The following is a 26,842-nucleotide window of genomic DNA, read 5'->3' on the forward strand; positions in this document are numbered from 1 at the left end:
CAGCAATCGAGCATACATCGCGTGAAGGATTATATGTTTGGTCGATGTGTAGTCAAGCCTAAAATGAACTCACTGCGTTCGGGCTTGACAACCCATCTTCCCAAACATAGATAGTAGCTATGCGATGTATGCATAGGTATCAAGTGGCACTTGATAGATTTAATCATAGTGAAATTTAATGAAACAATATTTAAATATCAAGGTTCTTTATTAATCTTGTTAAAGGTCGACCTTTTTGGTTGATTACAAATCATATTATACGAGGAGAGAACTCCTTTATATTTGTATTTGCAACATCATCTAATCTTTTTTGGCCAGTTCTTCATTTACTCTTTTTTCTAATTCCGACAATACAGAATTGATGTCTTTGTTGTTATGCCAAAACTGATCTGTCACTTCTGTATAAATATCATTGACTTTATTATGAGTAAGCATGGCATAAGGATAAACATCTGCATTTATAAACCAATTAATCATCGGTTTAAAGCTTTCGCCATAAACCTTATCACTATACCATTTCTTCATACCTTCTTCTGTATACAATGATTTCCTATCTGGTAACCACAAACCTTCTTTAACATTTTGGATCTGATACTGATCCGATGACAGGAAACTTATAAGCTTCCAAGCTTCTTCTGGATGCTTGGTCTTGGCCCACGCAGCATGCATATGCGCCTGAACATGGGTTGTTGAATATTTAAATTTGGGTAAAACACCTACTCCGACCCGGAAATTCATTTGAGATAACTCTTGTAATGACCACGATCCATCAGCTAACATAGCAACCTTTCCCGTTTCAAGCATCTGATGAGGCTGCATTCCTACCATCTCTAAAGTTGTTGCATCAGGTGCTGCATTATCAACCTTACGCAAATTCAACACCGCTTGAAAAACCTCTCTAGCTTCAGGTGTATTTATTATCATTTTATCATAATTATCATTAAATATCTTGACCCCGTTCTCCATAAGAAGAGCGGTTGTCACATATTGTTGCTCAAATCCATAAGCACCATATTGTATTACTTTATTACCCTGCTTTATAGTGAGTTTCTTCGCCACATCTCTAAACTGATCCCACGTCCATGCTTTATTAGGATCACTTGGTGGATATGGAAGACCAGCTTTGTCAAATAAGTCTTTATTATAAAATAACTCAGGACCTACTATACAACTTATAATTCCGTATAATCTGCCATTTACTTTCATAAGTCTCATAGTACCTGGGAGAAAATCGTCCTCTTTATATTCACTATTTTTAAAGTAATCAGTAATGTCTAATAGCTGTCCTTCTGTAGCCAATTTTCTATATAAATCAGTACCAGCAAAGAAAACATCAGGAGCAGCATTACCAGCTAACATAGTCATTAATTTAGAAGCATAATTAGACCCTGGAACTGTGGTATATTCAACTTTAATATTAGGATTCATTTTCATAAATTCTGCAAGTCCATTTTTTACACTTTTCGTTTCCAACGGACTGGCTTCCCAACCCATCATTTTTAAAGTGACAACTTTATTATTATCTGTTCCTTTTTGGTTCCCAGTCTGCTTAATGTGTCCCGAACATCCACTCATCAGTATACCCAGTAGGAACATACACGCAATCAATAAAGAACTCTTTCTCATTTTCGAAACCCCCTTGGATAAATTTACAACAATCGAATATCTTTAAAACACCATATTTCCGCTTTTTCACATTTACTATCACCCCCTTCTCTGAAACCTCACTTCCGTAGCTTTATATATCCCTCCTTTGCCATATGCTTTAACCTTCTTTTAATCCTGAAAGCGTTACACCCTTAATAAATAAATCCTGTGCTGCCAAAAATACAACAAGTATAGGAATTAAGCTAATAGTAGTTCCTGCCATTAACGCTGGCCAATCAGTTGAATACATACCTTGCATTGAAGCCAAACCTAAAGGCAATGTCATTTTATTTTGAGAATTTATATAAACCAACGGCGCCAGAAAATCATTCCAAATACCCATAAAAACAAATATGCCTAATGTAGCAATAGCAGGCTTTGACAATGGCAAAAATATGCGCCAATATATATCAAATGGTGTACAACCATCTATCCTAGCAGCTTCCTCTAATTCTTTAGGAATGGTCAGGAAAAACTGACGCATTAAAAATGTACCAAAAGCTGACACTAAAGCAGGTAAAATAAGTGAATAATGCGTATCTACCAAGCCATAAGTCTTCATTAAAATGAAATTGGGAATCATTGTAACCTGGCCTGGAATCATCATTGTAGCTAGATACAAAGCAAATATAGAATCTCTAAACCTGAAATTTAACCTGGCAAACACAAATCCTGCCATAGAACTTGTTACTAGTTGAGCAAACACCACGATTATTGATATTTTTAAACTATTTAGAAAAAATAACCAAAACGGAAACCTCTCTGTTAACTTTGTGTAATTTTGCCATACTATTTTACTCCCGAAAAATTTTGGAGGAAACACAAATACTTCGCTCAATGGTTTTAATGATGTACTAATCATCCAAAGAAAAGGAAGTATCATTGTAATAGCGCCTAGCATCAATATTATATGTGTAATAATAATCGTACTTTTCTTTTTCTTCATGATTCTACCCCCTAATAAATAACCCATTTTTTCTGGAAAATAAACTGAATTAAAGTAATTACAAATATAATAAAGAATAATACATACGCAAGGGCACTCGCATATCCCATCCTAAAATACTGAAATGCATTTTGATATAAATAATGAACCAGAACTGATGTAGACCGACCAGGTCCTCCTCCTGTCATTAAAAAAACTGAGTCAAATACCTGAAAAGAGCTTATAAAACTCATTATTATTACAAAAAATGTCGTAGGAGAAAGTAATGGCACCGTGACATTTTTAAATTTTACCCACCAATTTGCCCCTTCAATATCAGCTGCCTCATAGTATGAGGAAGGTATTCCCTGAAGACCCGCAAGGAATAGAAGCATATTAAACCCCAGACCCTTCCATACATTAGTTACTATAATAGCAGGCATAGCCCACCGCGGATCACTCAACCACGCAGGTCCCTTTATTCCCACTAAACTCAGCAAATAATTTAATAAACCATAGTCGGGATTAAAAATCCATTGCCATACCATAGCAACAGCAACCATCGATGAAATAACAGGTAAGAAGTAAGCCGTTCTATAGAACTTTATTCCAGCAATTTTTTGATCTAACGCAATAGCTAAAAATAATGAAATAATGATTCCTACAGGAACCGTTATCACGCTATAATAAAATGTATTTATTACCACCTGTTTAAAAATCTGATCATGTAACAAATCAACGTAATTTTTTAAACCTATCCACTTTACCGGAGACATCATATCGTACTCAGTAAAGCTCAATAAGAACGCTGCAATTACAGGAAATAATGTAAATATAAAAAATCCCAGCGCATTAGGGAGTAAAAGTAAAATGGCCCAAAAAGTATCTGAATACATAAGCTTATTTTTTATTTTCATAATGTACCTCTTCCTTTCTCGAATACTTGCTTATTCCATTTTCTCCTTTAGAAAACATCTGGGATACATAACTAATAACCTTATTCCTCCACAGCATCAAATAAAATCATATTCAGTACCTGCAAATAATAAGTGTTATATATTGTCGCAATCTATATGTAACATTCACTTTCTATTTGCTTAACTTCTCTTATACCGTTCTCTTAAAACAATTAATTAGCATTAATCACCTAAAAAGCGTTTTTATTTGTATACCACCTTCCTTTCATTTTCGTAGTATACGTACATTTTGTAAATAAAAATTAAAATGTACGTATATCTTCATCTTCTGCTTTTAGAATACTCTTTTATAAAAACATTTTCAAAGCCCAAATTTGACCAAATTCACCGAATATTCTCCGTTTTTTTTTTTTTCAGAATAATACTCGCGATCTCTCATTTTTTCTCCATTTTTCTCCTATATGTGTTAAGATACCTTGCAAAAACCCATATTACCTGCCTCGAGGTAATCCAGCGGTAAATGCCCTTCACATTCAACAACACGTTTTCAAACTCTTTCTTTGTTCCTTCAATTTTTTTATTTTGTCTAATAAACAACCAGACATAAAAAGGTATGGCATTTATTTAAACGCGCCATACCTTAAATATCACATAACTCATTTTTGCGCTTTATGAGGAGCTAAATAAATATTCGGCCTCGGTGGGTTAGCCATGCCCCCGCCTAAATAAAAGCTCGTATGGGGAGGCTGGTTATAAGCTACATTCTGCCATGCAATACCAAGCCTGTATACAGGATCGTGCATCAGCGTGTATATACGATGTTCAGTAACTTCTGTAGTTGTATAGATACGGAGTGCAGTGCTATCAGCCGTTTTCCATATCACTTCTTCCCTCCAATCCCCCAGTATATCGGCCTGCAGCGAAGGAGTAGCTTTTGTGCCGTTATTTGAAGTGCATCCCTCAGCTGTAAGCAAATTAATGGTTTGATTATTTACATAATCCCACTTGTCGATCCTATTTGAGTCAAGAAGCTCGCGAAGCAGATCTCCATCCCACCAGATGGCAAAATTTATCGACGACGGTTTGCTGTCAGCTATCTTTTCCCATTTACAACTGTACAAGCCATATGGGCCAGCAGCCCACATCTCCTCACCTGGATACCTAGGATCCACATCAGCTGATAAGCCCCTTCCGGTATCTTTTGTGGTAGACAATCCCCATACTATCTCACCTGTCCTGGCATCGTGCATTTCTATGCCGGCACCGGACGGTACTTCGTGAACCTGAAATACTTCAAGGCCCGGCCTGCTGGGATCTAAATCCCCTACATGCATGGCATCTCCATGGCCTAAACCCGTAGTATAAAGCCCCTTTCCGTCGTGGTCTATAACGGACGATCCATATATGATCTCATCTTTACCATCGCCATCCACATCCGCCACGCTTAAATTGTGGTTGCCCTGTCCGGCATACCTTGAATTACCAGGGTCATTGCTGTCAAACCTCCATAACTTGGTAAGCTTTCCGTCCCTCCAGTTATACGCCACAAGCACCGTCCTCGTATAATAACCGCGGGCTATAACAAGACTTGGCCTCTCGCCATCCAGGTACGCTACGGCTGCGAGAAAACGATCTACGCGGTTGCCATAACTATCTCCCCAATCAGCAACATTACCTCTAGGTGGATCGTAATCCGTGGTCACCAGCGCTTTACCTGTCTTTCCGTCAAATATAGTAAGGTATTCAGGGCCTGAAAGTATTCGACCTGTGCGTTGCGGTAATCCGCATTGGGATCGCCAATTACCTTTCCTATCCCATCAACAGTCCCATCTGCTGTCTTACAGGCAATTTCAGCCCTGCCGTCGCCGTCCAAGTCATATACCATAAATTGAGTATAGTGTGCACCTGCGCGTATGTTTTTGCCCAGGTCAATTCTCCACATCAATTTGCCATTGAGTTTATAAGCATCAATGTACACATTGCCTGTATATCCATTCTGTGCGTTGTCCTTGGAATTGGATGGATCCCATTTAAGCACAACCTCATACTGACCGTCGCCGTCGAGATCCCCTACGCTGGCGTCATTGGCGCTATAAGTATAGGAAACACCATCTGGCGTGATGCCATCTGCCGGTTTTTGAAGAGGAATTGAGAGGTAATTTGTGCTCCATACCTTTACTTTTTCAGACGGTGGCAATTCTTTGCCGTCCACAACAGCACGGATATAATAAATTGAATTTAAATTACCATCAGGATCTAAGTAATTCGTACTTGTCCCTATAGGCGAAGAGTTTATCTTTTTCCCGTCGCGGTAAATGTTAAAAGAAATGCTATCAGGATCGGTACCCAACAACCGCCACCCAATGTAGACGCCATTGTCTATTTTTACGGCTATTAAACCTCGATCCAGGTTTTCCATTTGGCGCTTCATTTCTGGCATTTTATTTACAACCTCCTTTAACACCGTATTTTGAGCACTGCCGCCATTTGAATATCGCTGTCCGCTCATACCCCAATACAGCGTAGTGGGCACAAAAGCAAATATAAACACGGCTGCTATCATAAAGTAAAACTTAAAACCTTTTAAAACTTTAAACACCGATACTCCCCCTCACATAATTTTTTATTGATTTAACTATTATAAGACACAATCCTCACAGGTCCCATAAGACCTGAAGGAACCATTTCCATATCAAATTTTATGGAAACAGAAAGATAAAAGTTTTTCAAAGCTTCCTGTCTGAGTTTCTCCGCCTTTGAAGCATCCCCCAGTATTTCGCTCGCTGGTGTATTTCTCACCTCAATCATTACTACATTTGCTCCTGGCTTCAGAATATGGGTCACATCCCACCTAAAAGGGCGCCAAGCGCAGAGCCCCAGATCTTCTCCGTTTACCCAGGCTCTGGCTGAATACATTACCCTGCCGCACTCCAGGAAAAGCCTCTTACGGGTTTTAAGCACATCTTCAGGAAAAGTAAATTCTTTGCAGTAGTATGCGGCGCCTGAATAAGCAGGATGCCCTAATTGTTCCCAGCTCAAAAGGAGAGCCTTTCTTTCATCTTCCCCTATCTTAATATTCCACAATTGGTCAGAAAGGTCCAGGACGACCTCACCTCTATCCATAAGCAAATCTCTTCCTTCCGCAGCGGGGAGAGATTCCCCCACAGCTATAAATTTTGATTCAAAAGGCTCAAGTACAAGGGGTATTTTCACATATCCATTTCCTGCTGGCATGCAATCAAGAGCCCTCACCTTGCCCGTTCGCGCATCCCATACCTGAACTTTCCCAGAACCATAAAGCAAGGCATAAGTCGTTACCTTCTCATCCTTTTCGTTGAAAAAGAAATATATCTCACCGTCTACCAGACGCCTATGGGCATACTTTATGGAGGGATAAACTCCTTCAATTTCCACATCGGGCGCAGGTAGCGCCTCAAGCACATTGGCCTGTACCTTACCCGAAGGCTCCCACAGTGACCAGCTCATATCGGCATAATCACAAGCGCGAAGAAAGCTTTTTTCTACCACTAAAGGTGGCTTGTCGCCTAAATACACCACTTTTTTGCCTTCTAGAGCAAAACCGCGCAATAGCTCAAGGGCTTTTTGGGATATGACGGATACTCCAGGCACGATGATACATCTATACCTTGAAATCAGACCCAAGCATATGGCCTGCTCATCGACAAAATCAAAATCCCTCTGGTGCTCCAGCAGTTCCCCCGCAACATCAAGGGTGTTTTTTAACGCCTGTTCATCTCCCAGCCACATGCTTAATGTAGGAAAATACAGACCGATCTGAGCTGAAGGTTCACCGGCTGACAAAAGGTAACAGATCCTATTTATGTAATCTATAATAAGTGGAAAATGCTCTGATTGAGGGTTTTTGTGATCTCTATCCATAAAAATCGCCGTTAAAAAGAAGTTGATACCGCGCACAGCCTGATGATCTATCACCCACTTCGCCTGTTCAATGGAAAGACCCCGCCCATACACCGCAAAACTCTCACTAAACGCCCGTTTTCTGTCAAACAGATGAGCGGCTGAAGAAGCCAGCTTGGGAAAATCGGCTGCTTTATCCATCCATATCTGGCGCCATATAGCGTCTACAGCAGGGATGTGAACATAGCGCATACACCTGAAAAAGTCTCCCTCGCTTTTTGTAAGCTGCATGAGCATATCCTCGTGATTCAAGTGCACAATGTAGTTGAGGCGGTTTCTCTCGCACCATTCTGCTTGAGGTTTAAAAAAGTTCTCGCAAAACAAGGCAGACCACACGTCCCAATAGTCAGCTTTGGCCCGGCGCACCTCTTCAGACATCACCGGCGCAAAAAAGTACGGGATATAAGGCTGTATTTCATAACCTTTTTCTCTACTAAACCTATCAAAAATACCAGGGGTCCAGGGTATGCCCTGAATACTGTAGTCAGGCTCATCGCCAAAAAAGCCCAACACTGTCTTGCCAAATTCATCTCCTATGTGCTTTTTGTACCTTTCGTGGACATCTTGCAGAAACTGATGGGTAGCGTTTTTATCCAGATAATCACAAAGGGAATAGGTAGTGTCCTTGGCTCCAGTAGGATGATGTACATATCGAGTGGGAGAGGTTAGAAAATCCCATTTTATCATCATAACTTGCCAATGTCCCTTTGGGACCGTCCAATCCAACCTTCCACCCTTTATATCAAGGGCTATGCTCTGCTGGGTTTCGCTTTCCACCGCCAATACCCCTACGGTGTTATGTGAAAGATCTCTTATTACTCTTGTGCCCTCTTTTACCTCTATTTTTTCACCCACCACCAAAGCTTTCATGCGAAGGCGTGGATGTCGCCGGGTAAATTCCCCACCGGCAAAGCCACTGGGATAGCTCCCTTCATCTGCTATCCACACTTTTATATCCCTTTTTTTTGCTTCCTTTACAGTAAACCGAATCCTTTCAAACCATTCATGAGAAAGGTACCCGGGTTCCACACCATGGCCAGCTCCTATAAGTACCTGTTTTATACCCAGAGACTTCACTTCGTCCAGTTCGCGGCATACCCTCACCTCTGTCATGGGACCTGCCCATATCCACCAGTGCACCACGCTATAGCAAGCAGGCGGATCACAAAAGTCCTTTGCTAAGTCTTTAAAACTGGAAAATCCTATCCCCATTTTATCCCATCACCCTTTGACATACATCGCCAATGGAAGCCCTTTTTCTTTTATTTCTTCTACCACCAGACGTGCCAGTTCGTAGGCTCCAAATTCGCTAAAATGGGTATTGTCTTCTATGCCGTCGGGGTATCCAGGATAATCTCCAGGAGAAGCATAGACAAACAAAGCCTTTGTCCCCTCAGGGCCGTAATGATTAAAAAGCTTTTCACTTTTTGCATTAAGATCGATTAAAAACACCCCTTCTTCACAGGCCAGCTGCCTCATGGCCTCAGGATATTGCCCCAGCGTATTTACGATTTTGCCATTTTTATCAAAGAAGCGCCTGTGCATAGGAGTCACAAGGACAGGGATGGCCCCCTTTTCCCTCGCCTCATTTATGTAAATCTTGAGCATTTCTTTATATGTGGTATAGGGCTCAGTGTGGCGCCAATCCTCTTTTTGATCATTGTGGCCAAACTGGACAAAAAGGTAATCCCCTTCTTTTATGGTCTTCAATATATCGTAAAGCCTTCCATTTTCTATAAAGCTTTTTGTAGACCTACCTGAGTAGGTATGGTTAGCAATAGCCACTTTGCTGGTAAAAAAGCATGGAAGCATCTGGCCCCATCCTGCCCATGGCTCTTTTCCCTGATCACATACGGTGGAATCCCCTGCTATGTATATCACCGTCACATCACCGGCTTTTTTGACATCTATACCCCTCACCAGAGGCGCATGGCTATAAAACTCAAGGGTGAGTTTCCCTCCTCTTACGTTTGCAGCAAACTCTTTCTCTGTCAATCCCCCTGAAACAACCTCTTTAACCATGAGCCTCCTCGTCTGAGCCTTTACAGTGACCTCGCTTTTGCCGCTCTCATCTCCTATTAATACCTTTACAATGTAATTGCCATCAGGTACGTCTACGCCCAACCTTAAAGTGCTCTTTTGCAAGATTTCTTTATCTGTCACTTGCTCCCCCTCCTAATCTACTTTGTCGCTTTTTCAACAGCTCATGTATCCCCTTGGGGACCGTATCCCCTATGAGCCCCATACTCATTATAACATTTAGGGCCCATTGTGAAACCGCATTGGTGGATATCCATGGGATCTCCGTGACAGGCTTAACACAGGTTATAAGTGACGTCACTTCTTCTGACTCTACAGGCAATCTTACCCACGACTTTTCACCATCCATCAGGAGGGTCCTCCACACCTCCTCCGCCAATCCCTTGATGCCCCTTCGGCTAGCAGCATAAGCCGCAAGACCGCTGCTGTATACCGACATATCGAATCCTCTGTTTGGTACTCCCCATTCGGCTAATTTTTCGTCCTTCTTTTCCATAAAAGAGCTGTAGAACTGCCCCATATCCATGATCATGTTGTCCAACACGCTGTCACCTATGGCCTGGGCTATTTCCACCCATATAAACTGGCTTCCAAAGCAAAACATAAAAGGGTCTCCGCCTGAAAGCTTAAAATCGTGCAGCTGCGTTTTGTCAGGGTCATATCCATAAACGCCTCCCGAAACCAATGCATAGGGATGACTTTTTAGAAAATCTAAACACTTAAAGAGTTTGGCTTTATACACCTCGTCCTCATAGCGTTCCCATCGAGTAAACCAGTTAGAGCAGAAAGCCATGACATCGGGTCCTATCCTCACATGGGTTTTAAACCGCGGATCCGGCGGGTAATATGCCCTCATGGGGTCCAGGTTGCCGACGGTGTAGTCCACTTCCTTTACCTCATCCATCACATCCCCCACTCTTTCATCTGCGGTTAGGTAATAATAGTACCTGTGAAGGCCTGCCATGCTTATTCTGGCCTCTTTACATCCACAGCCCCAGTGTAGCACATTATGCCTGGACCCAAGACCTGCGTATTCGCCAAAATGATAGACATCCACCTCTGATGTATGGCGAGTCATGGCTTCAGCCATCCTGAACACATCTTCCCTTCCGCTCCTCAAGAACATATACCACAGCCACATGTTGGGTACCAACTCTGTATTCTGCCAAGCATACCCGCCGATGTCATACCTCCATGTATGCCTCACTTTATCGTAGCTGTGCATTACATCGCCGTAATTCCAGAAACCGTACCACTTTCTGCGCTCTATTTCCCCTTTATAAAACTTTACCAGTGCATCTAGCTGGTCTTCTATAAAAGCTCTCTGCGGTGTGCTCCTGTCTACAAGGCTCCACTCACCAAAAACTCCCGTTTTTCTATAATACTCGGGTTCACATACTAAAAGCGGCGGAGATGCGCACTCTGCGGCAATTTCAACGAGCATGTGGTTACCAGGCATCCCATCAAAACAATAAAGAGCAAATTCACTGGTGTTGGCAATACCGTAAGGCGTGCTCCTCAATTCGTCAAACCCTTCGTAGGATGATAGCACATGGGTGCTGGTATCGTAATGGCGAAGGTCCATAGCTTCACAATCCGGAGGCCAAAACCACAATGTAAGCCTGGCAATGTCTGACACCACGCCCAATGTTTCTAGAGATGACGGGTACTTCTGCCAGAAATCCTCGACCCCTACGGCAACTCCTCCTTTTTCATGGCCAACGCACGCAAGGCCGCCAGATCTATTGCCCCTCGTCGCTTCCACAAAGCTACAGTGCTCATTCGTCCTCTTGAAAATCGCGTAATTATCTGAAGAATACTGCACGAGCTTGAAACAATCCCATACCGCCGAATCATCTACCATGGCTAAAAATCTTGAGTCTTGCTCTGGATCCAACGATACAGGTTTTCCCTCTATTTGCATCCTGTATAAATCCTCGTACTTCCCATAGGTCATTTTATTCATGAGGTTTTTAGGCGATTCGCAAAACAGACCGCTATCCCCAGAAAAGCGCACGTACCTGTTATACAGAGGCCCTGCCATAGGCACAGAAAAAGTCATACCAATACCTTTTATGAAGTCAGCATAGGGATTGCCATCGTAAAAAAAGGTGTACACAAACCGTATGGATTCCTGGCCAGCGTAAAAATAAAGCCTCATGTCAAAAGGCAGCCATCCCCGATATATCCCCGTTGCAGCATTCCCTTTGTTTATATGCCTTCCTCTTATGCGAATCACGCAGCGCCTCGGCCCCTGACTCTCAATCTCAGATTCTACAATCTGGCTTTCAAAATCCTCTTCCGCCCGCACCCTGAGGCCTGACGCGATACTCCTGCTCTCACGGATGCACACAAGTTTCGCACCTGTGCATACAGTGACATCGCCCCGCCTTATATACTTAATTATATCGCTTCCTTTTTTACTTATCCGGCAGGTGATCATGCCGGTGTCTACATCTATGCAGTCATCGGTTTGCTCAACTGACATAAATCCGTCCACATCAGGTGAGACCAAAGGGCCTGGGCCAACCGTTTTATAGGCGTATAACCTCTGTGGCGGGGTATCAGAAAAAGACGCCGCATGAGCCGTCCATTTAACGCTTCCGTCAGGCCAGTAGGCCGTTATCCAGCTTTGCACGGTAATATCCTCGCCGTTTTCCCCTTCAATCTTTACTAACTCATCCCGAGTCAATGCGCCGCGTTTCCAGGGAATTCCCCATGTCACCCCGCCTTTTTTGGGCCTTTTATTGCCCAGCCAGTGAATTACCACTTTATCCAAGGCATTCCACTTCCTTATGATAGAGAATTGATATGACAAATACCCTCGCGCCTGTGAGAAAAATTACACGCTCATCACCAAGCGCGAGGAATTTACTTTAACTTACTCTGCCATCAAAAAGAAGGCATCTTATCTTTGTACTTTTTGTATAATTCATTGACCTCCTCGATTAGCTTATCGCCTCCAGTTCTTCGCCACAGCTTTACGGCGTTTTGGAAACCTTTCTCATCGATCTGACCGCTTATAAACTTAACCCTGGCATCCTCTATAATATTGTCCAGCTGAGGACCCACTTTAGCGTACGTCTCAGTTTGAGAGAGCAAAGGTTCTGCAGGATTTCCCACGACTATTTTCTCGTTTTCCCTCATGACTTGACTCTCTTTTTCTCTGACAGGAGGCGTTTGTACCCGAGGCGTTCCATTTTCAGGCGGTATAAACATGAGAAGCTGATTAAGGTCAGCGGCCTCTCGTGTTACCTCCGCCGGCAAATTCTCTATCGGTTGAACCTTGCCATTTACTAAATTGTAATGTTTACCCTCTATGCCATAGCCCAATAAGTCCTGCATCTTTTTGTCCCCTAATTTATCCAAAAAAGCAAGAACTTTCTTTAACTCATCTACGGTTTTAACGCTGGATTTAGATATTAGGTACATACCTGAATAACCCGATGTAGGAAGATTTCTGAGCCCTTTAGGTCCTTCCACAGAACTTATAACATCCATTTCAGCATTTTTTACCCCTGCCTTTTCCAATCCCTGCTGTATTCGATGGGCTGAATCCAGAACATCGACTTTTACACCGGCTTTTCCTGCAACGTAGAAATTCTCCCATTTAGCCGGATCAACAGTAGCAAAATCCCTGTTGAAAAGCTTCTCGTCATACATCTTCTTCCAGAACTTTAAGCAGTCCATATACTCCTTTGTGAAAAATGAAGGCACCAGCTTTCCGCTACCGTCATCACCCCATCCGTTGGGCGCACCAAACCATGTGAGCATGATGTTAAATGGTCCGTTGTACTTGGTCACTATCATACCATAGGTATCGTTTTTGCCATTTTTATCCGGATCATTGTAGGTAAACGCTTTTAGTACATTGTAAAAGTCATCGATGGTCTTAGGCATTTTAAGGCCCAGGTTGTCCAGCCAATCTTTTCTTATAACTATACCATTTCTGCCTAAATCCCTTCCTCTATATATCCCATATATCTTCCCATCTATAGAGGAATTCCACAGTATAATAGGATTAGCTTTGCTTAAATTGGGGTAATCCTTCAAATACGGCCCTACTTCCCAAAACGCACCCGCTCTAACCGCGTTGATGATACTAGGAGACTTAGAGGGAGCAAATACCACCATGGGCAGGTTTCCGCTGGCCAAAACAGTGTTTAACTTGTCTTCGTAAGAGGTAGAAGGCACCCACGTTATATCCACCTGGGTATTAGTGTATTTTTCCATCTCCTTAATCACCGGGCTGTCAGGCGGAGCCGGATCGGCTGCAAAATTCTGGGTCATTATGGTGATTTTAAATGGTTTTTCCGCACTGGCTACATTAGCCTCTTTTCCTTTATCAGCAGTTTTGTTTCTGCTGCTTTTAGAACCTCCACATCCTGCAACCGCTGTTGACAATAATATTATCACGAGCGCCAGAGATATAAAATTTTTAAAAAATCTCCTGAAATCTCTCACTGTTAAAATCCCCCTTTCTCATTACTCATTCAAGTCTCTATATTGCCGGGAAATTTTCCTTTATTTACCTTATGGCATTTTGCATCACCCCTTCAATGATCCTATGAGAATGCCCTTCACAAAATACTTCTGTAAAAACGGATAAACCGCCAGTATAGGCACAGTACTTATCACTATGACAGCCATCTTTAGCGACTCCTGAGGCGGAACGAAATTGGGGTCAAACTGCGCTAAATTGGACATTATTCCAGAGGATAACATGACTATGTTGCGAAGTGTAACCTGTATAGGCCATTTACTCGAGTCATTTATGTATAAGAGAGCGCTAAAGAACGCATTCCAGTGGCCGACCCCGTAAAACAACGCAAAGGTGGCGATAATAGGCATTGACAGCGGCAGCACAATCCTTATAAACACTCCCAGGTCACTGCAGCCATCAATCTTGGCTGCATCCTCCAGTTCCTTGGGAAGCTGTTGAAAAAAGTTTTTGACGATGAAAAGGTTAAACGGGCTTATAGCACCGGGAAGCCATAGCGCCCAATAGGTATCCAGCATCCCCAGGCTTTTTACCAGTAGGTAAGTGGGAATCATGCCACCGCTGAAGAGCATGCAGAATATTATACCGTTTATAATCACATTTTTACCTATAAAATTATCTTTGGACAAAGAGTACGCCAAGGTAAATGTGAAAAATAAATTTATTAAAGTGCCCACTATTGTAATATAGACAGAGTTAAGCAAGCTCCTCATTAAACTCGGTGAAGCAAAAACGTACTTATAAGTATCCAGCGTAGGCATGTGTGGAATCAGGAAAAACGGCCTTTTGGCAATTTCCGCATCTGTAGCAAAAGATGCTGCTATCACGTATATAAAAGGAATAACTGTTATTAAGGCGCATAGTCCTAAAAAAGTATAATTGAACACATCAAACAAACGGCTACCCAAACCGGCTTTCTGACGCATTCACTTTTCACTCCCTTTGACATGATTTACTTGTGCATCAGAACAAAGATGTCTCTCCCACCTTTCTGGCGAGGTAATTAGCGGCTTCTATCAATATGATGCCTACCACTGATTTAAACAACCCTACTGCAGCGCTATAGCTGAACGCCCCCTGAGTGATACCCATAGTGTATACATATGTATCAAATACGTCAGCTACTTCGCGGTTTAGCGAATTCATCATCAAATATATCTGTTCAAAACCTGTGTCCAGAATACTGCCCAATCTCAAAATAAGCAAAATTATTATAGTGCTGCTGATAGCCGGCAGCGTTATATACCGGGCTTGTTGCCATCTGGTCGCTCCATCTACGATAGCAGCCTCATATAGCGTTGGATCCACGCCGGACAACGCCGCTAGGAATATAATCGTCCCCCAGCCGGTTTCTTTCCATATGCTCTGGCTGATGATAAGCGTTCTGAACCACCTGGGATCTGCGAGAAAATCTATTTTTTGCCCTGTCCAATGGAAAATCAATTGGTTAAGAGCCCCGCCTTCAGTGGTGAGAAGGACATAGGTTATACTCGCTATGACCACCATGGATATGAAATGGGGAACGTATACACACGTTTGCACTATGCGCTTATATATAGATACCCTTACCTCGTTGATAAGCAAAGCCAAGATGATAGGCATTGGGAAAAAGAAGATGAGATTGTAAAACGACAATAGCAATGTATTCCTCAGCAATTTAAGAAAATCAGGGTTGGTAAAAAAATCCTTAAAATGCTCAAATCCCACCCATTTACTTCCCATAAGCCCTAAAAACGGATTATAATCCTGAAAAGCCACCACTATACCTGCCATGGGAATGTACCTGAAAATAACAAAATACAATATTCCAGGAATCGCCAGTATATACAGCCATTTGTCTTTTCTGAGCGCTTTAAGCATACTACGGTTGTGAGCTATATTTATTTGAGTTTTAGATCCACCGACTTGAACTAAAGCTGTTTTGGACATTATATCTTAATTAACCCCCTTCCCGGTATATGTTACTTCATAACACCAAGCTATTTATCGTCACTCACCTCCCTTGCAAACGTTTGGTTTTTTGCCAGCGCTGAATTTTATTACAATATTTATGTTAAACTATATTGAATTTATTCCATTATTATGCATCTTTTTATGTCTTTATGTTGAATTTTTTCACTTTTTCTCCATATTTCTCTTTAGCTTGCCAAACGTTAAACTTTAGCGTATAATATACTTAAAACATTTTCAAAGTCCAAATTTGCTCAAATTCGGCGAATATTCGCCGCTTCTTTTTTGCATTAAAAAAGAATTCGACATAAGCCGAATTCTTCATTTTATTTCCCCTATGTATTTCTCAGCCATGATAGCCGCTATAGCTCCATCGGCAGCAGCTGTCACTATCTGCCTTACAGGTGTCTTTCTGACATCACCTGCCGCAAATACCCCTTCTACGCTCGTCTTCATACTCTCGTCGGTTATTATATAGCCGTATTCGTCCATTGCCACAAGTCCTTTTACAATTTCGCTATTGGGAACTGTTCCTATAGCTACAAAAAGGCCATCCACTGCAATCTGGCTTTCTTGACCTGTTTTGTTATTCCTGAGCTTCAAACCCTCCACTGCCTGATCGCCAATTATATCCTCGATGACTGTATCCCATATAAAGCTTATTTTCTCATTGCTAAAGGCTTTATCCTGTTCAGCTTTAGTGGCCCTGAGCTCATTGCGCCTGTGGATGAGGTAGACCTTACTGGCGAACCTGGTGAGAAATACAGCGTCCTCTACAGCGGTATTGCCTCCACCTACTACCGCTACCACTTTGTCCTTATAAAACGCTCCATCGCATGTGGCGCAATAGCTGACGCCTGCACCTCTAAACTTGCGCTCCTTCTCCAGGCCCAGTTCTCTGGGATTAGCCCCCATGGCCAGTATAACAGCTTTTGCCTCATACGTATTCCCATCGGTCTTTACCTTTTTAAAAGAGCCAGCTATATCCAGCTCCTGGACCTCTTCGTATATTATCTCTAGGCCATAGCGCCTGGCCTGGTTCTCAAAATTAGCCATGAGGTCTGGCCCGGCAATAGGCTCCACAAAGCCGGGATAATTCTCTACCAGATAGGTCGTAGAGACCTGCCCACCTGCAAACATCTTTTCCAGCAATACAACGTCCATACCAGCTCTGGCTGCATAAAGACCTGCCGTCAAGCCTGCAGGACCGGCCCCTATTATAATCAAATCATGCATATACTACCTTCCCTTCCTTTCCACAAGTATCTTACAAAAAATTGTAGATGTTCCCAATACGGCCTTCCTTGAGTTACACATTCTATCCATATATTACCCTGTTCTTTATCATTATACAACAAACAGCATTTTGCATCAAAACATGAATCGCTGCAGGATTTGAAAGGAAAAAGAAGAACTAATAAATTATAACGTACTCATTTGAGGGGGTATTATTTATGGAAGAAAAACCGCTGTACAAAGATCCTTCGCAGCCAATAGATATAAGGGTCAAAGACCTGGTATCCAGAATGACTTTAAATGAGAAGATATCTCAGATGCTGCACGAATCCCCTGCTATTCCGCGCTTGGATATACCAGAATACAACTGGTGGAATGAATGCCTTCACGGCGTGGCCCGAGCCGGAATTGCCACCGTGTTTCCCCAGGCCATTGGCCTTGCAGCTACGTTTGATCCGGATCTGATATACCAGGTAGCTACAGCCATATCCGACGAAGCCAGAGCGAAACATCACGAAGCCGTACGCAACGGCGATAGAGGAAAATACAAAGGTCTTACCTTCTGGAGCCCAAATATAAACATATTCAGAGACCCTAGATGGGGGCGAGGCCAGGAAACTTACGGAGAAGACCCATACCTTACCGGGCGGATGGGGGTAGCATTTGTAAAAGGATTGCAGGGCAATCACTCAAAATACCTTAAACTGGTAGCTACACCCAAGCATTACGCCGTACACAGCGGGCCGGAAAAGGACAGACACCATTTTGACGCCCGCGTAAGCCCAAAAGACCTTCGCGAGACATATCTGCCCGCCTTTAAAGAATGCGTACAGGAGGCCAAAGCAGAGTCCATCATGGGCGCATACAACAGGACCAATGGTGAACCCTGCTGCGGCAGTAAAACCCTGCTTCAGGAAATATTAAGGGATGAATGGGGCTTTGACGGCTATGTAGTCTCTGATTGCGGCGCTATAAGCGACTTTCACCTCCATCATAAGGTCACCAACAGCCCACAGGAATCCGCCGCTATGGCGGTAAAAAACGGCTGCGACTTAAATTGCGGCAATACATATGGCAGCCTGCTTATAGCAGTACAGGAAGGCCTTATAACTGAAGATGAAATCGATCAAGCCGTAACCAGGCTCTTTAAGGCAAGGTTTAAGCTCGGCATGTTCGATCCACCGGAAATGGTTCCTTACGCCCAGATACCATACGAAGTAAACGACTGCCCTGAACACAGGCAACTGGCTTTAAAGGCTGCGCGAGAATCCATCGTGCTGCTAAAAAATCAAGGCAACTTGCTGCCTCTTAAAAAAGACCTTAAATCTATTGCAGTGATAGGCCCCAACGCCGACGCGCTAGAGGTCCTTCTGGGTAACTACAATGGCACACCGTCAAAATATGTAACACCTCTGGAAGGTATAAAAAATGCGGTATCGCCTGACACAAAAGTCATATATGCCAAAGGATGCGACCTTATAGGGACATCAAAAAAAGGCTTTGATGAGGCCGTAGAAGCCGCCAAAAATGCCGACGCCGTCATTATGTGCATGGGACTGGCGCCATCCATTGAAGGCGAAGAAGGGGATGCAGCCAATTCCGACGCCTCAGGCGACAGAATCCTTATAGACCTACCAGGGGTTCAGGAAGAGCTGCTCAAAGAAATCCACGCTACAGGTAAACCCATCGTGCTGGTGATGCTAAACGGCAGCGCCATTGCCATAAACTGGTCCCAGGAACACATACCTGCCATTATTGAGGCGTGGTACCCTGGCGAAGAAGGGGGCACCGCTATTGCCGACGTCATCTTCGGCAACTACAATCCAGCAGGAAGGCTCCCTGTCACCTTCGTCAAGTCCATCGACGATCTGCCGCCTTTTACTGATTACAGCATGAAAAACAGGACTTACAGGTACATGGAAAAAGAGCCTCTGTATCCCTTTGGCTTTGGCTTAAGTTACACCACATTTCAATACAGCAACCTGATTTTAAGCGCCAAGGAAATAGGCACATCAGAACAACTCACCATATCAGTTGACGTGCAAAATACAGGCAAAATGGCCGGGGAGGAGGTAGTTCAACTTTATCTCACCGACCTGGAAGCATCAGTAGTAGTGCCTAAATGCCAGCTGAGGGGCATCCAGCGAATACACTTGGCACCAGGCGAGAAGAAAACCGTCACGTTTACTTTAACGCCCAGGCAAATGGCCCTCATAGATAACGACGGCAGGTGTATACTGGAACCAGGGGCATTTAAAGTCTCCGTCGGCGGCTGCCAGCCTGACGAAAGGAGCAAAAAGCTGGGAGGCACCTTCCTCACCGAAACCTTTGAGGTGAAAGGAAACCCCGTAGAATTGCCTTACTGATTTGCCGGTATACGCGCAAAGGTGCTACAGGATTTACACTGTAGCACCTTTTAATCCCTCATCCGATTCTGGCAAAATACCAGATCCATATAATTGACGCCTGCCCTTTTGGCCACCCACGGGCACTTGGCCCTGAATATAAAGAAGGTCTTGTCGCCGGCTATTTCCTTGCCTTCCAGCGACTCGTAATTGCCCTGACCTTTTGATATCACCAGATCGGCTTCTTTATACGCCTGAATAAATTCTTCAGAGCAAGCATTCAGCACCGTGCCCAAATACCTGTTGCCGTTCTCGATAACATCAGCCATCCTGTCCATACCTACCATAGTAGCGTCCTCCACGGTAGAATCGTTGAGTATAGGACCTGATTTGACGCTATATATGATATGGACATGATACCTCTTTAGCTGTTCCACAAGGAGTTTGTCAAACACTATTTCGCCGCTGTTATCGCCTACGATCAGAATTTTTCTTGCTCTGTTTAAAAAAGCCTTAAACTGCTCATAATCGCACAATGCAAAACCAATAGATAGGGCATCTTCAATGCTCTTATCCACATCAAAATCCCTTAATATCCCCATATCTATGATATTACCTGCCGCCGCCATCTTTATCGCCATCATAAGCGGGTCTTGGTCATTTAAGACCATACCCCTCAACTTTGGATAAAGCTCCATAGCAAAAGCATTAGAACGCTCCTTAGCCTCTTTAAAAGGATCATCAACAGCCATGAGGCGATATGCTTCTAATAACACTATAGAGGAATTTTCCGCAGGGCTCTTGGTATCATCTACATCCGGTATCATCTTTGAAACCTCTTTGATAATTTCCCTCTGCCTCTCCTGAGGCAGCCCTGCGGCCTCAAAAGCCGATATAACCTGTTTCAAATAGCATGGCGAACACTCCGCAACACACTCCATCGCCATCACCCCTATTCGCGAACTATTTGCTTATAGTGACATTCCCTTCAGAAGGTACTATATTTATCCACGTCTTGCCTGGCATTATCCTTATTTCTTCCCCATTGCCATCGTAAAAATGAGTTATGTCGTCTTTTGATGTCCTCTCCCACGTGCCTTGGATGTAATTCCCATTGACTATATAAGCGGCCTTGCCTTTTGATATGAGGTTTATGTAAAGGCGCCCTTGGCTGTCCAGCACTTTATAAGGCGCATATTGCAATATTATGTTATCAGCATAAAGCTGCTTACCCGTTTCCCTGTCCAAATGAGGTTTCCCGTTTATATACCTCAAAAAATGCCCCGTGCTCTCATCGTATTTATAAAGATTGTCAAAATACTTATTGTACTTAACCTCTACCGATTTGACATTTCCGTGGGGTATACCGCTGTCAAATTTAAAATGTGGTATCTTATCTGTTGCCATATCGTTTAATTTGACGGCGTCCTTTAGCGATGCGTATGTGGCATGTGGATCCACCCGGGTTTTGTCTTTAAAAAAGGGGCGGGACATATGTAGGGCCTCGATATCTACTAGCCCCAATTGCTTTATTGCGGTTTTGGCCGCTTCAGAACCACCCACGTGGACGTACTGAGCATTCCATTCTTTCGCAATATCCACAAAATAAGGCCTTGCACTCCTCACCGGCCCCACTTTATCAGGGTAGTTCTCGTAAAAGAGAGCCAAAAACCTGGTTATGCCGCCCTCCACCAATGCCTCATAAACCACATCTGCATAAATTAGCCCCGACTGTGGCCTGGCTGGCGGAGTATTTTCTACCATCACCGCAAACAGTTTATCGTTCTGCCCGGCGTATTTCATGCCGGTCGTAAAAGAAGTCCAGTTATCATTGGACTTCACATCTTTTTCACCGGCCGTTTTGCCGGCATGGCTATCGCTGTTGTTATTTATCGAATTGCCCTCAGGCACCACATCTTTTACCTGCTTTTTACACCCTGTAATCCCCAGAGTTAATATGACAATCAAAAAACACGCTATAAATTTCTTCATGACAAACAGGCTCCCCCTTTAAGCCTCTCTGCACCTCCCGCGTCTTTACTCTATCTCTATTTTATTGTACGTCTTTTTGCCCTTTCGCACCAGCATAAAACCATCTTTGAAGAAATCCTCAGTGGCAATAAGGTTTATATCATCAACCCTCTCATTGTTTACATAAAGCCCTCCTTGCTGGATAAGCCTTCTTCCCTCACTTTTAGACGGTATAACACCTGCTGCTAGAAGCACATCGAGTATACCTGTGTTTATCATATTCTGTGATACCTTTGACGTGGGCACATCGTCTAGATTGCCCCCACCTTCAAACAACGCTTCGGCAGCTTTTCGAGCTTTTTGGGCTTCCTCCTCACCGTGCACCAGTTTAGTAACCTCATAAGCCAGTACCTTCTTGGCCTCGTTAATCTCCTTGTCCTTCAGCGAGCTTAACCTCCTCACCTCATCCATAGGCAGAAAGGTCAAAAGGGCCAGGCATTTTCCGACATCCTCATCATTGACGTTTCGCCAATATTGATAAAAATCATAAGGCGATGTCTTCTCGGGATCCAGCCACACCGCTCCCTTTTCAGTTTTGCCCATCTTCTTGCCTTCACTGTTGGTGAGAAGGGTAAAGGTCATGCCATATGCCTGCTTCTCTTCCTTTTTCCTTATAAGCTCAACCCCTGCTATTATATTTGACCACTGGTCATTACCGCCCAGCTGCATCACGCAGCCATACCTTCTGTAAAGCTGCAAGAAATCATAGGCCTGCATGAGCATGTAGTTAAACTCCAGAAAGGACAAACCCCTCTCCAGCCGCAATTTAAAGCATTCGGCTGTAAGCATCTTGTTTACAGAAAAATGCACGCCGATATCCCGTAAAAACTCTATGTAATTGAGATCCCAAAGCCAGTCGGCGTTATTGACCATAATGGCTTTGTCGCCAGAAAAATCAATAAAGCGCTGCATTTGCACCTTAAACCGTTCAGCGTTGTGGGATATCTCTTCTTTAGTCAGCATCTTCCTCATATCGGTCTTTCCGCTAGGATCGCCCACCATAGCAGTTCCGCCGCCTATAAGCGCGATAGGCCTGTGACCTGCTCTTTGCATATGGGCCATAACCATAAGCTGAAGAAAATGTCCCACGTGCAGACTGTCGGCAGTAGGATCAAACCCGATATAAAAGGTGATCTTTTGTTTATCCAGCAAATCTCTTATCTCATCCTCGTGGGTTAACTGCTCAATATACCCTCTTTCTCTTAAAACATCAAAAACCGACACGCGAAAACCTCCTCAACGTTTTACTCTTATGGTATTTGCAGTTAATGATATTATACCATATTAATAACACAAATTTAAATCTTCAAGCATTTAAAGATCCTTCTCTATTATTTGCCCGCTGGTAGTCAAAGCTCCTGGCAGTCTCCAGATTGTGATTGTACCTCTCAACACCCACTTCCTTTAGTATCAAGGCTGCTTTTCTCGTCAAAGTGCCCAGACATGCACACAGCTTGAGATTTATCCCTTAAAATTACCTGAAATTCTTCCTCATCGCCATTATTACCCCAAGCCACTGGTGGCTATATCGCAGTGCCTGGCTCCGTTTTTCTCCTTCTGTATTGCCTGCTCAACAATCTTGTCCTCGCTCATCAAAGAATAGCATTTAATGCCCTCTGACTTGGCATTGATGACAGAGCATAGGTCCACTTTATCTCCAGCGTACTTTTCTCACTTATATCAAAGTGAGAAGCAATTCCTTTATCTCATTATAATCCGTCATCTTATTGATGCTGTCTCTCAACCTGGCACTTCCATGAATCCCTTTAAGATACCATCCTATGTGCTTTCTCATCTCCTGTATTCCTTTATTTTCTCCTTTATACTGTACCATCATGTCCAGGTGCCTTAAAATCATATCTACTTTCTCTTTAAGGGATGGCTCAGGGAGCAATTCCCCTGTTTTTAAGTAATGAACAGTCCTCTTAAATATCCATGGATTACCTTGAGCCCCTCTCCCTATAAGCACGGCATCACAGCCGGTATACTCCAGCATATTTTTAGCGTCCTCCGGAGAAAAAATGTCGCCGTTACCTATAACGGGAATCTTCACAGCCTCTTTGACGCTGCGTATTATATCCCAATCCGCTTTTCCTGAATAAAATTGTTCCCTGGTCCTGCCATGGACCGCCACTGCCGCCACACCGCAATTTTCTGCGATTTGCGCGATTTCCACAGCATTTACGTGTTGGTCATCCCAACCTTTTCTTATTTTCACCGTCACGGGCTTCTTTGAGGCCGCCACCACCGCCCTTATAATTTTTTCCGCCAGTTCGGGTTTTAGCATTAGGGCAGACCCATCGCCATTCTTTACGATTTTAGGCGTAGGACACCCCATATTTATATCTATTATCAAGGCCTTGGACCCGTTTAATCTTTCTGCTATCTCGCCCATTATATCCGGATCGGAACCGAATATCTGCAACGCCACCTGTTCTTCATCGCCGATATCCATCAAAAACTTCGTATTCTCACTACCGTAGTAAAGGCCTTTAGCGCTGACCATTTCCGTATAAGCCAGCCCGCAACCCATCTCCTGACACAACATCCTGAAAGGCTTATCAGTAACCCCTGCCATAGGAGATAAAAATATATTATTCTTTAATACAACGTCACCTATCTTCATTGTATCGACCCCACATTTATAGATCGTGTCCATGATGCCCATGGCGGTGGCACTTCCCATGGCAAAATGGCCCTCTGTTGGTACAGACCGTTTCGGTAGAACCACACTTGGGGCATTCAAGCTTGCCTTCTCTCATCTTTTCTAAATTTTCAAAACTGTCTTCCCACATATTGCCACAGCTCAGGCATTCAAACTCACATACGTGTACTGTATAATTGCCACCTTCAACCCTTATAGCCTTGCCGTTTACAAGACTATCTGCTACTTTTGCCCTGGCTTCATTCAAAATGCGTTGAAAAGTCTGCCTCGATATTTCCATCCTCGCGGCACATTCATCCTGCTCCAGACCTTCTATATCTTTAAGCCTAAGGGCCTCCAGCTCCTCTACCTTTAATACATTCTCCTGCATATGCCCTCTTGGCACACCCACAGGTACAAAGTAATTTATATCAGGCAAAAACTCCACTCTTCTCCACTTAACAGGTCTTGGCAAAGCCATCACTCCATTTGTTTAACAAATAATTAAGATATTCTTTAATTATCTTATTATACTAAGTATACAATCAAAATAAAAGGGGCTTAAAACGCTCCTTTAACTTTGAAAATTAGCCCCTTTTACTACTTAATTGTCACCGCCTTCATCGCGGTTTTTTAAATCTTTTAGCCTTCTTTTTATAGCATCAAGGTGTCTTTGAAGGAACTCTGCTCTGGCTTCCAGCACTTTCGCTTCTTCTTCTATATTACATGGGTAAAATCCCCAGTGATGCGGTAGACCGTAATAGTGGCAACAACCCTTCCTGACATATCCTGCCGCATAGGCCGGATAGCCGTATCCGCCACAAAAACCTCCTCCATGACCTTTCATCGGCCCCATTCCCACAGGACCTGTTCCATCTCTTCCTGGCATTATAAATCCCTCCTTTAATTATTGGCATATGCCCTATTCGATTATGATTATACAATTATTATGGGCATATGTCAATAACTAATTTTAAAATTTCTATTTCAAAAACATTGCAACACAGAAATAAACTCATACCGCTAAAAAGCAGCAACTTAAAGCTTATAATTTTCATATTATGTATTAATCATTGATTTTACTCTTGAGGTGATAAATATGGATAAGCTTGTAGCTAAAAAATATAACCTGGTATTGAAGGGAATATCTCAAAAGGCGCTGACAGAGCATTATAAACTATATGAAGGTTACGTGAATAAGACCAATGAGATATGGGATAAATTGCTGACTGCTGATCGCACGAAAGCTAACGCCACATACAGCGAATACAGAGAGCTGAAATTAGAAGAAAGCTACAGCCTTGACGGAGTAAAGCTCCACGAGCTGTATTTTGAAAACCTGGGCGGCCCTGGAGGTATGCCCGTTGGCTTAATAAGCCATATGATAGCCGCCAGCTTTGGGTCCTTTGAGGCATGGAAAGAGGATTTTATCGCATGCGGAATATCCTCCAGGGGTTGGACCGTTCTGTGCTTTGACCCTATAGATTTGAAACTTCACAATTATTTGCAGGATCTTCACAACCACGGCATTATCGTCAGAACGGCCCCACTCCTGGTGATGGACACCTACGAACACGCCTATTTTATAGATTACGGTACGGATAAAAAGGGGTATATAAAGGCATTTATGGATAACATAAAATGGAGCGAAGTCAACAAGAGGGTATCACTGTGGGTGGACATGCACAACTTATAGGATTTCCTCTATAGCGTTCATAGTGTTTTCATCCAGCGTAACACCCACGGCCTTTACGTTTTCTTCTATCTGCTCAGGCCTAGATGCGCCGATGATGACGCTGCTTATCTCTTTGTGCTGCAATATCCAGGCAAGGGCCAGCTGCGCAACAGTCATTCCATTTTCTGCTGCAATGTCTTTAAGCCTTTCCACTTTATCCAGGTTTTCATCGGTCAGATATCCCTGCACAAAATGGCCTACCTTGGGGTCAGCTGCCCTGCTCCCTTCGGGAATGCCCCCTCCTTTTTTGTATTTTCCCGTCAAAACACCCTGAGCCAGCGGGCTGAAAACCGCAAGCCCTATACCTTCTCTGGCACAGATAGGCATAACCTCTTTTTCTATGTATCGGTTTAACATGTTGTACACAGGCTGGTTAATCGCAATGGGGTTTAAGTTTAACTGCCTTGCGGTATATACGCCGTCCAGAATCTGCGCGGGACTCCACTCGCTTACGCCTACATACAACACCTTGCCCTGATGCACCAGATCGTCAAGGGCCCGCATCACTTCGTCAATAGGCGTATCTGGATCATACCTGTGGCAGTAAAATATATCCACATAATCGGTGTTCAGCCTCTTTAAACTGGCGTTACACTGTTCCATGATGTGCTTGCGGGACAACCCCCTGTCGTTGGGCCCATCTCCCACAGGCCAGAACGTTTTGGTAGCCAGCACGTAAGAGCTTCTGGGGAAATCCTTTAGCGCCTTTGCGAGAATCTCCTCAGCGGCGCCAGGATAAGTCTGGCCTGCTCCGTAGACATCAGCGGTATCAAAATAATTGATACCCAGGTCATAGGCCTTTTTAACACAGGCGTTGGCCTGCTCCTGTCCATAAGACCCTCCATATGTAAGCCAGCTGCCCAGAGCTATCTCGCTGACCTTAATCCCATACCTTCCGACTTTGCGGTATTTCATAATACCATCCTTTCTGT

19 protein-coding genes and 2 pseudogenes are annotated in these 26,842 nt (G+C 43.5%); 2 read left to right on the forward strand and 19 right to left on the reverse strand.

Annotated elements, in window-relative coordinates; genetic code table 11:
- Positions 1-300: 300 nt before the first annotated feature.
- The 11 genes and pseudogenes from CALPO_RS0104560 to trxB all read right to left on the reverse strand — a co-directional run bounded on the left by CALPO_RS0104560 (position 301) and on the right by trxB (position 17,155).
- A complete protein-coding gene (locus CALPO_RS0104560; RefSeq protein ID WP_026486279.1) occupies positions 301-1,626 on the reverse strand; it encodes an ABC transporter substrate-binding protein in 1,326 nt (441 codons plus the stop codon).
- 139 nt (positions 1,627-1,765) lie between these two features.
- The gene (locus CALPO_RS0104565; protein WP_026486280.1) at positions 1,766-2,593 is read right to left on the reverse strand and encodes a carbohydrate ABC transporter permease; all 828 of its coding nucleotides are present in this window, start codon (positions 2,591-2,593) and stop codon (positions 1,766-1,768) included.
- Between the two features lie 11 nt (positions 2,594-2,604).
- Entirely contained in the window at positions 2,605-3,489 is an 885-nt protein-coding gene (locus CALPO_RS0104570) for a carbohydrate ABC transporter permease (protein ID WP_026486281.1), read from the reverse strand.
- Positions 3,490-4,145: 656 nt separating this feature from the next.
- Positions 4,146-6,052, reverse strand: a pseudogene (locus CALPO_RS15235) (rhamnogalacturonan lyase).
- Positions 6,053-6,120: 68 nt separating this feature from the next.
- Entirely contained in the window at positions 6,121-8,640 is a 2,520-nt protein-coding gene (locus CALPO_RS13235; RefSeq protein WP_051585824.1) for a glycosyl hydrolase, read from the reverse strand.
- 9 nt (positions 8,641-8,649) lie between these two features.
- Positions 8,650-9,591, reverse strand: a complete 942-nt coding sequence (locus tag CALPO_RS13240; protein ID WP_051585825.1) for a rhamnogalacturonan acetylesterase — start codon at positions 9,589-9,591, stop codon at positions 8,650-8,652.
- Positions 9,581-12,238: an exo-rhamnogalacturonan lyase family protein gene (locus CALPO_RS0104590; protein ID WP_245589911.1), complete on the reverse strand. Its 2,658-nt coding sequence runs from the start codon at positions 12,236-12,238 to the stop codon at positions 9,581-9,583. Before CALPO_RS0104590 ends, CALPO_RS13240 begins: the two co-directional genes overlap by 11 nt.
- 122 nt (positions 12,239-12,360) lie before the next feature.
- Positions 12,361-13,932, reverse strand: coding sequence for an extracellular solute-binding protein (locus CALPO_RS0104595; RefSeq protein WP_026486283.1), 1,572 nt, complete (start codon positions 13,930-13,932; stop codon positions 12,361-12,363).
- An 84-nt stretch (positions 13,933-14,016) separates the two neighbouring features.
- Positions 14,017-14,895: a carbohydrate ABC transporter permease gene (locus CALPO_RS0104600; RefSeq protein WP_026486284.1), complete on the reverse strand. Its 879-nt coding sequence runs from the start codon at positions 14,893-14,895 to the stop codon at positions 14,017-14,019.
- A 37-nt stretch (positions 14,896-14,932) separates the two neighbouring features.
- Positions 14,933-15,898 carry an ABC transporter permease gene (locus tag CALPO_RS0104605; RefSeq protein ID WP_026486285.1) on the reverse strand — a complete coding sequence of 322 codons (966 nt, stop codon included), beginning with the start codon at positions 15,896-15,898 and terminating at the stop codon, positions 14,933-14,935.
- A 342-nt stretch (positions 15,899-16,240) separates the two neighbouring features.
- Positions 16,241-17,155 (reverse strand): thioredoxin-disulfide reductase, encoded by a 915-nt coding sequence (gene trxB / locus CALPO_RS0104615; protein WP_026486286.1) that lies wholly within the window; start codon positions 17,153-17,155, stop codon positions 16,241-16,243.
- Between the two features lie 218 nt (positions 17,156-17,373).
- Here trxB and CALPO_RS0104620 point away from each other — a divergent pair, with 218 nt between their 5' ends.
- Positions 17,374-19,521: a glycoside hydrolase family 3 C-terminal domain-containing protein gene (locus CALPO_RS0104620; RefSeq protein WP_026486287.1), complete on the forward strand. Its 2,148-nt coding sequence runs from the start codon at positions 17,374-17,376 to the stop codon at positions 19,519-19,521.
- Between the two features lie 50 nt (positions 19,522-19,571).
- Here the strand turns inward: CALPO_RS0104620 and CALPO_RS0104625 are convergent, their stop codons facing one another.
- The 7 genes and pseudogenes from CALPO_RS0104625 to CALPO_RS0104660 form a co-directional block, all read right to left on the reverse strand.
- Complete coding sequence (locus CALPO_RS0104625; protein ID WP_026486288.1) at positions 19,572-20,441, reverse strand: damage-control phosphatase ARMT1 family protein; 870 nt, start codon at positions 20,439-20,441, stop codon at positions 19,572-19,574.
- Positions 20,442-20,463: 22 nt separating this feature from the next.
- Positions 20,464-21,492, reverse strand: a complete 1,029-nt coding sequence (locus CALPO_RS13245; RefSeq protein WP_051585827.1) for a DUF3048 domain-containing protein — start codon at positions 21,490-21,492, stop codon at positions 20,464-20,466.
- Between the two features lie 45 nt (positions 21,493-21,537).
- Positions 21,538-22,755 carry a tyrosine--tRNA ligase gene (gene tyrS, locus CALPO_RS0104635; RefSeq protein ID WP_026486289.1) on the reverse strand — a complete coding sequence of 406 codons (1,218 nt, stop codon included), beginning with the start codon at positions 22,753-22,755 and terminating at the stop codon, positions 21,538-21,540.
- A gap of 279 nt (positions 22,756-23,034) precedes the next feature.
- The gene (locus tag CALPO_RS15320; RefSeq protein WP_156940130.1) at positions 23,035-23,181 is read right to left on the reverse strand and encodes a hypothetical protein; all 147 of its coding nucleotides are present in this window, start codon (positions 23,179-23,181) and stop codon (positions 23,035-23,037) included.
- A 25-nt stretch (positions 23,182-23,206) separates the two neighbouring features.
- On the reverse strand, positions 23,207-24,157 hold the full coding sequence (gene dusB, locus CALPO_RS0104650) for a tRNA dihydrouridine synthase DusB (RefSeq protein ID WP_026486290.1): 951 nt from the start codon (positions 24,155-24,157) through the stop codon (positions 23,207-23,209).
- 202 nt (positions 24,158-24,359) lie between these two features.
- Positions 24,360-24,650 (reverse strand): annotated as a pseudogene (locus CALPO_RS15325) (DUF134 domain-containing protein); the annotation flags it as partial.
- A 129-nt stretch (positions 24,651-24,779) separates the two neighbouring features.
- Complete coding sequence (locus CALPO_RS0104660; protein ID WP_026486292.1) at positions 24,780-25,064, reverse strand: DUF5320 domain-containing protein; 285 nt, start codon at positions 25,062-25,064, stop codon at positions 24,780-24,782.
- A gap of 210 nt (positions 25,065-25,274) precedes the next feature.
- Here CALPO_RS0104660 and CALPO_RS0104665 point away from each other — a divergent pair, with 210 nt between their 5' ends.
- A complete protein-coding gene (locus CALPO_RS0104665) occupies positions 25,275-25,871 on the forward strand; it encodes a superoxide dismutase (RefSeq protein ID WP_026486293.1) in 597 nt (198 codons plus the stop codon).
- Here the strand turns inward: CALPO_RS0104665 and CALPO_RS0104670 are convergent.
- Positions 25,866-26,825 carry an aldo/keto reductase family protein gene (locus tag CALPO_RS0104670; protein WP_026486294.1) on the reverse strand — a complete coding sequence of 320 codons (960 nt, stop codon included), beginning with the start codon at positions 26,823-26,825 and terminating at the stop codon, positions 25,866-25,868. The two genes, CALPO_RS0104665 and CALPO_RS0104670, sit on opposite strands and share 6 nt — an antisense overlap.
- Positions 26,826-26,842: the final 17 nt, after the last annotated feature.

The organism is Caldanaerobius polysaccharolyticus DSM 13641 (assembly GCF_000427425.1).
In the GTDB taxonomy this organism is placed as follows: Bacteria; Bacillota; Thermoanaerobacteria; order Thermoanaerobacterales; family Caldanaerobiaceae; genus Caldanaerobius; species Caldanaerobius polysaccharolyticus.

Excerpts from the sequence above, each read along its gene's own strand:
- CALPO_RS0104560 (WP_026486279.1), bottom strand. The coding sequence starts at position 1,626 with ATGAGAAAGAGTTCTTTATTGATTGCGTGTATGTTCCTACTGGGTATA.
- CALPO_RS0104565 (WP_026486280.1), bottom strand. The coding sequence starts at position 2,593 with ATGAAGAAAAAGAAAAGTACGATTATTATTACACATATAATATTGATG.
- CALPO_RS0104570 (WP_026486281.1), bottom strand. The coding sequence starts at position 3,489 with ATGAAAATAAAAAATAAGCTTATGTATTCAGATACTTTTTGGGCCATT.
- CALPO_RS13235 (WP_051585824.1), bottom strand. The coding sequence starts at position 8,640 with ATGGGGATAGGATTTTCCAGTTTTAAAGACTTAGCAAAGGACTTTTGT.
- CALPO_RS0104600 (WP_026486284.1), bottom strand. The coding sequence starts at position 14,895 with ATGCGTCAGAAAGCCGGTTTGGGTAGCCGTTTGTTTGATGTGTTCAAT.
- CALPO_RS0104605 (WP_026486285.1), bottom strand. The coding sequence starts at position 15,898 with ATGTCCAAAACAGCTTTAGTTCAAGTCGGTGGATCTAAAACTCAAATA.
- trxB (WP_026486286.1), bottom strand. The coding sequence starts at position 17,155 with ATGCATGATTTGATTATAATAGGGGCCGGTCCTGCAGGCTTGACGGCA.
- CALPO_RS0104620 (WP_026486287.1), top strand. The coding sequence starts at position 17,374 with ATGGAAGAAAAACCGCTGTACAAAGATCCTTCGCAGCCAATAGATATA.
- CALPO_RS0104625 (WP_026486288.1), bottom strand. The coding sequence starts at position 20,441 with ATGGAGTGTGTTGCGGAGTGTTCGCCATGCTATTTGAAACAGGTTATA.
- CALPO_RS13245 (WP_051585827.1), bottom strand. The coding sequence starts at position 21,492 with ATGAAGAAATTTATAGCGTGTTTTTTGATTGTCATATTAACTCTGGGG.
- dusB (WP_026486290.1), bottom strand. The coding sequence starts at position 24,157 with ATGAAGATAGGTGACGTTGTATTAAAGAATAATATATTTTTATCTCCT.
- CALPO_RS0104660 (WP_026486292.1), bottom strand. The coding sequence starts at position 25,064 with ATGCCAGGAAGAGATGGAACAGGTCCTGTGGGAATGGGGCCGATGAAA.
- CALPO_RS0104665 (WP_026486293.1), top strand. The coding sequence starts at position 25,275 with ATGGATAAGCTTGTAGCTAAAAAATATAACCTGGTATTGAAGGGAATA.
- CALPO_RS0104670 (WP_026486294.1), bottom strand. The coding sequence starts at position 26,825 with ATGAAATACCGCAAAGTCGGAAGGTATGGGATTAAGGTCAGCGAGATA.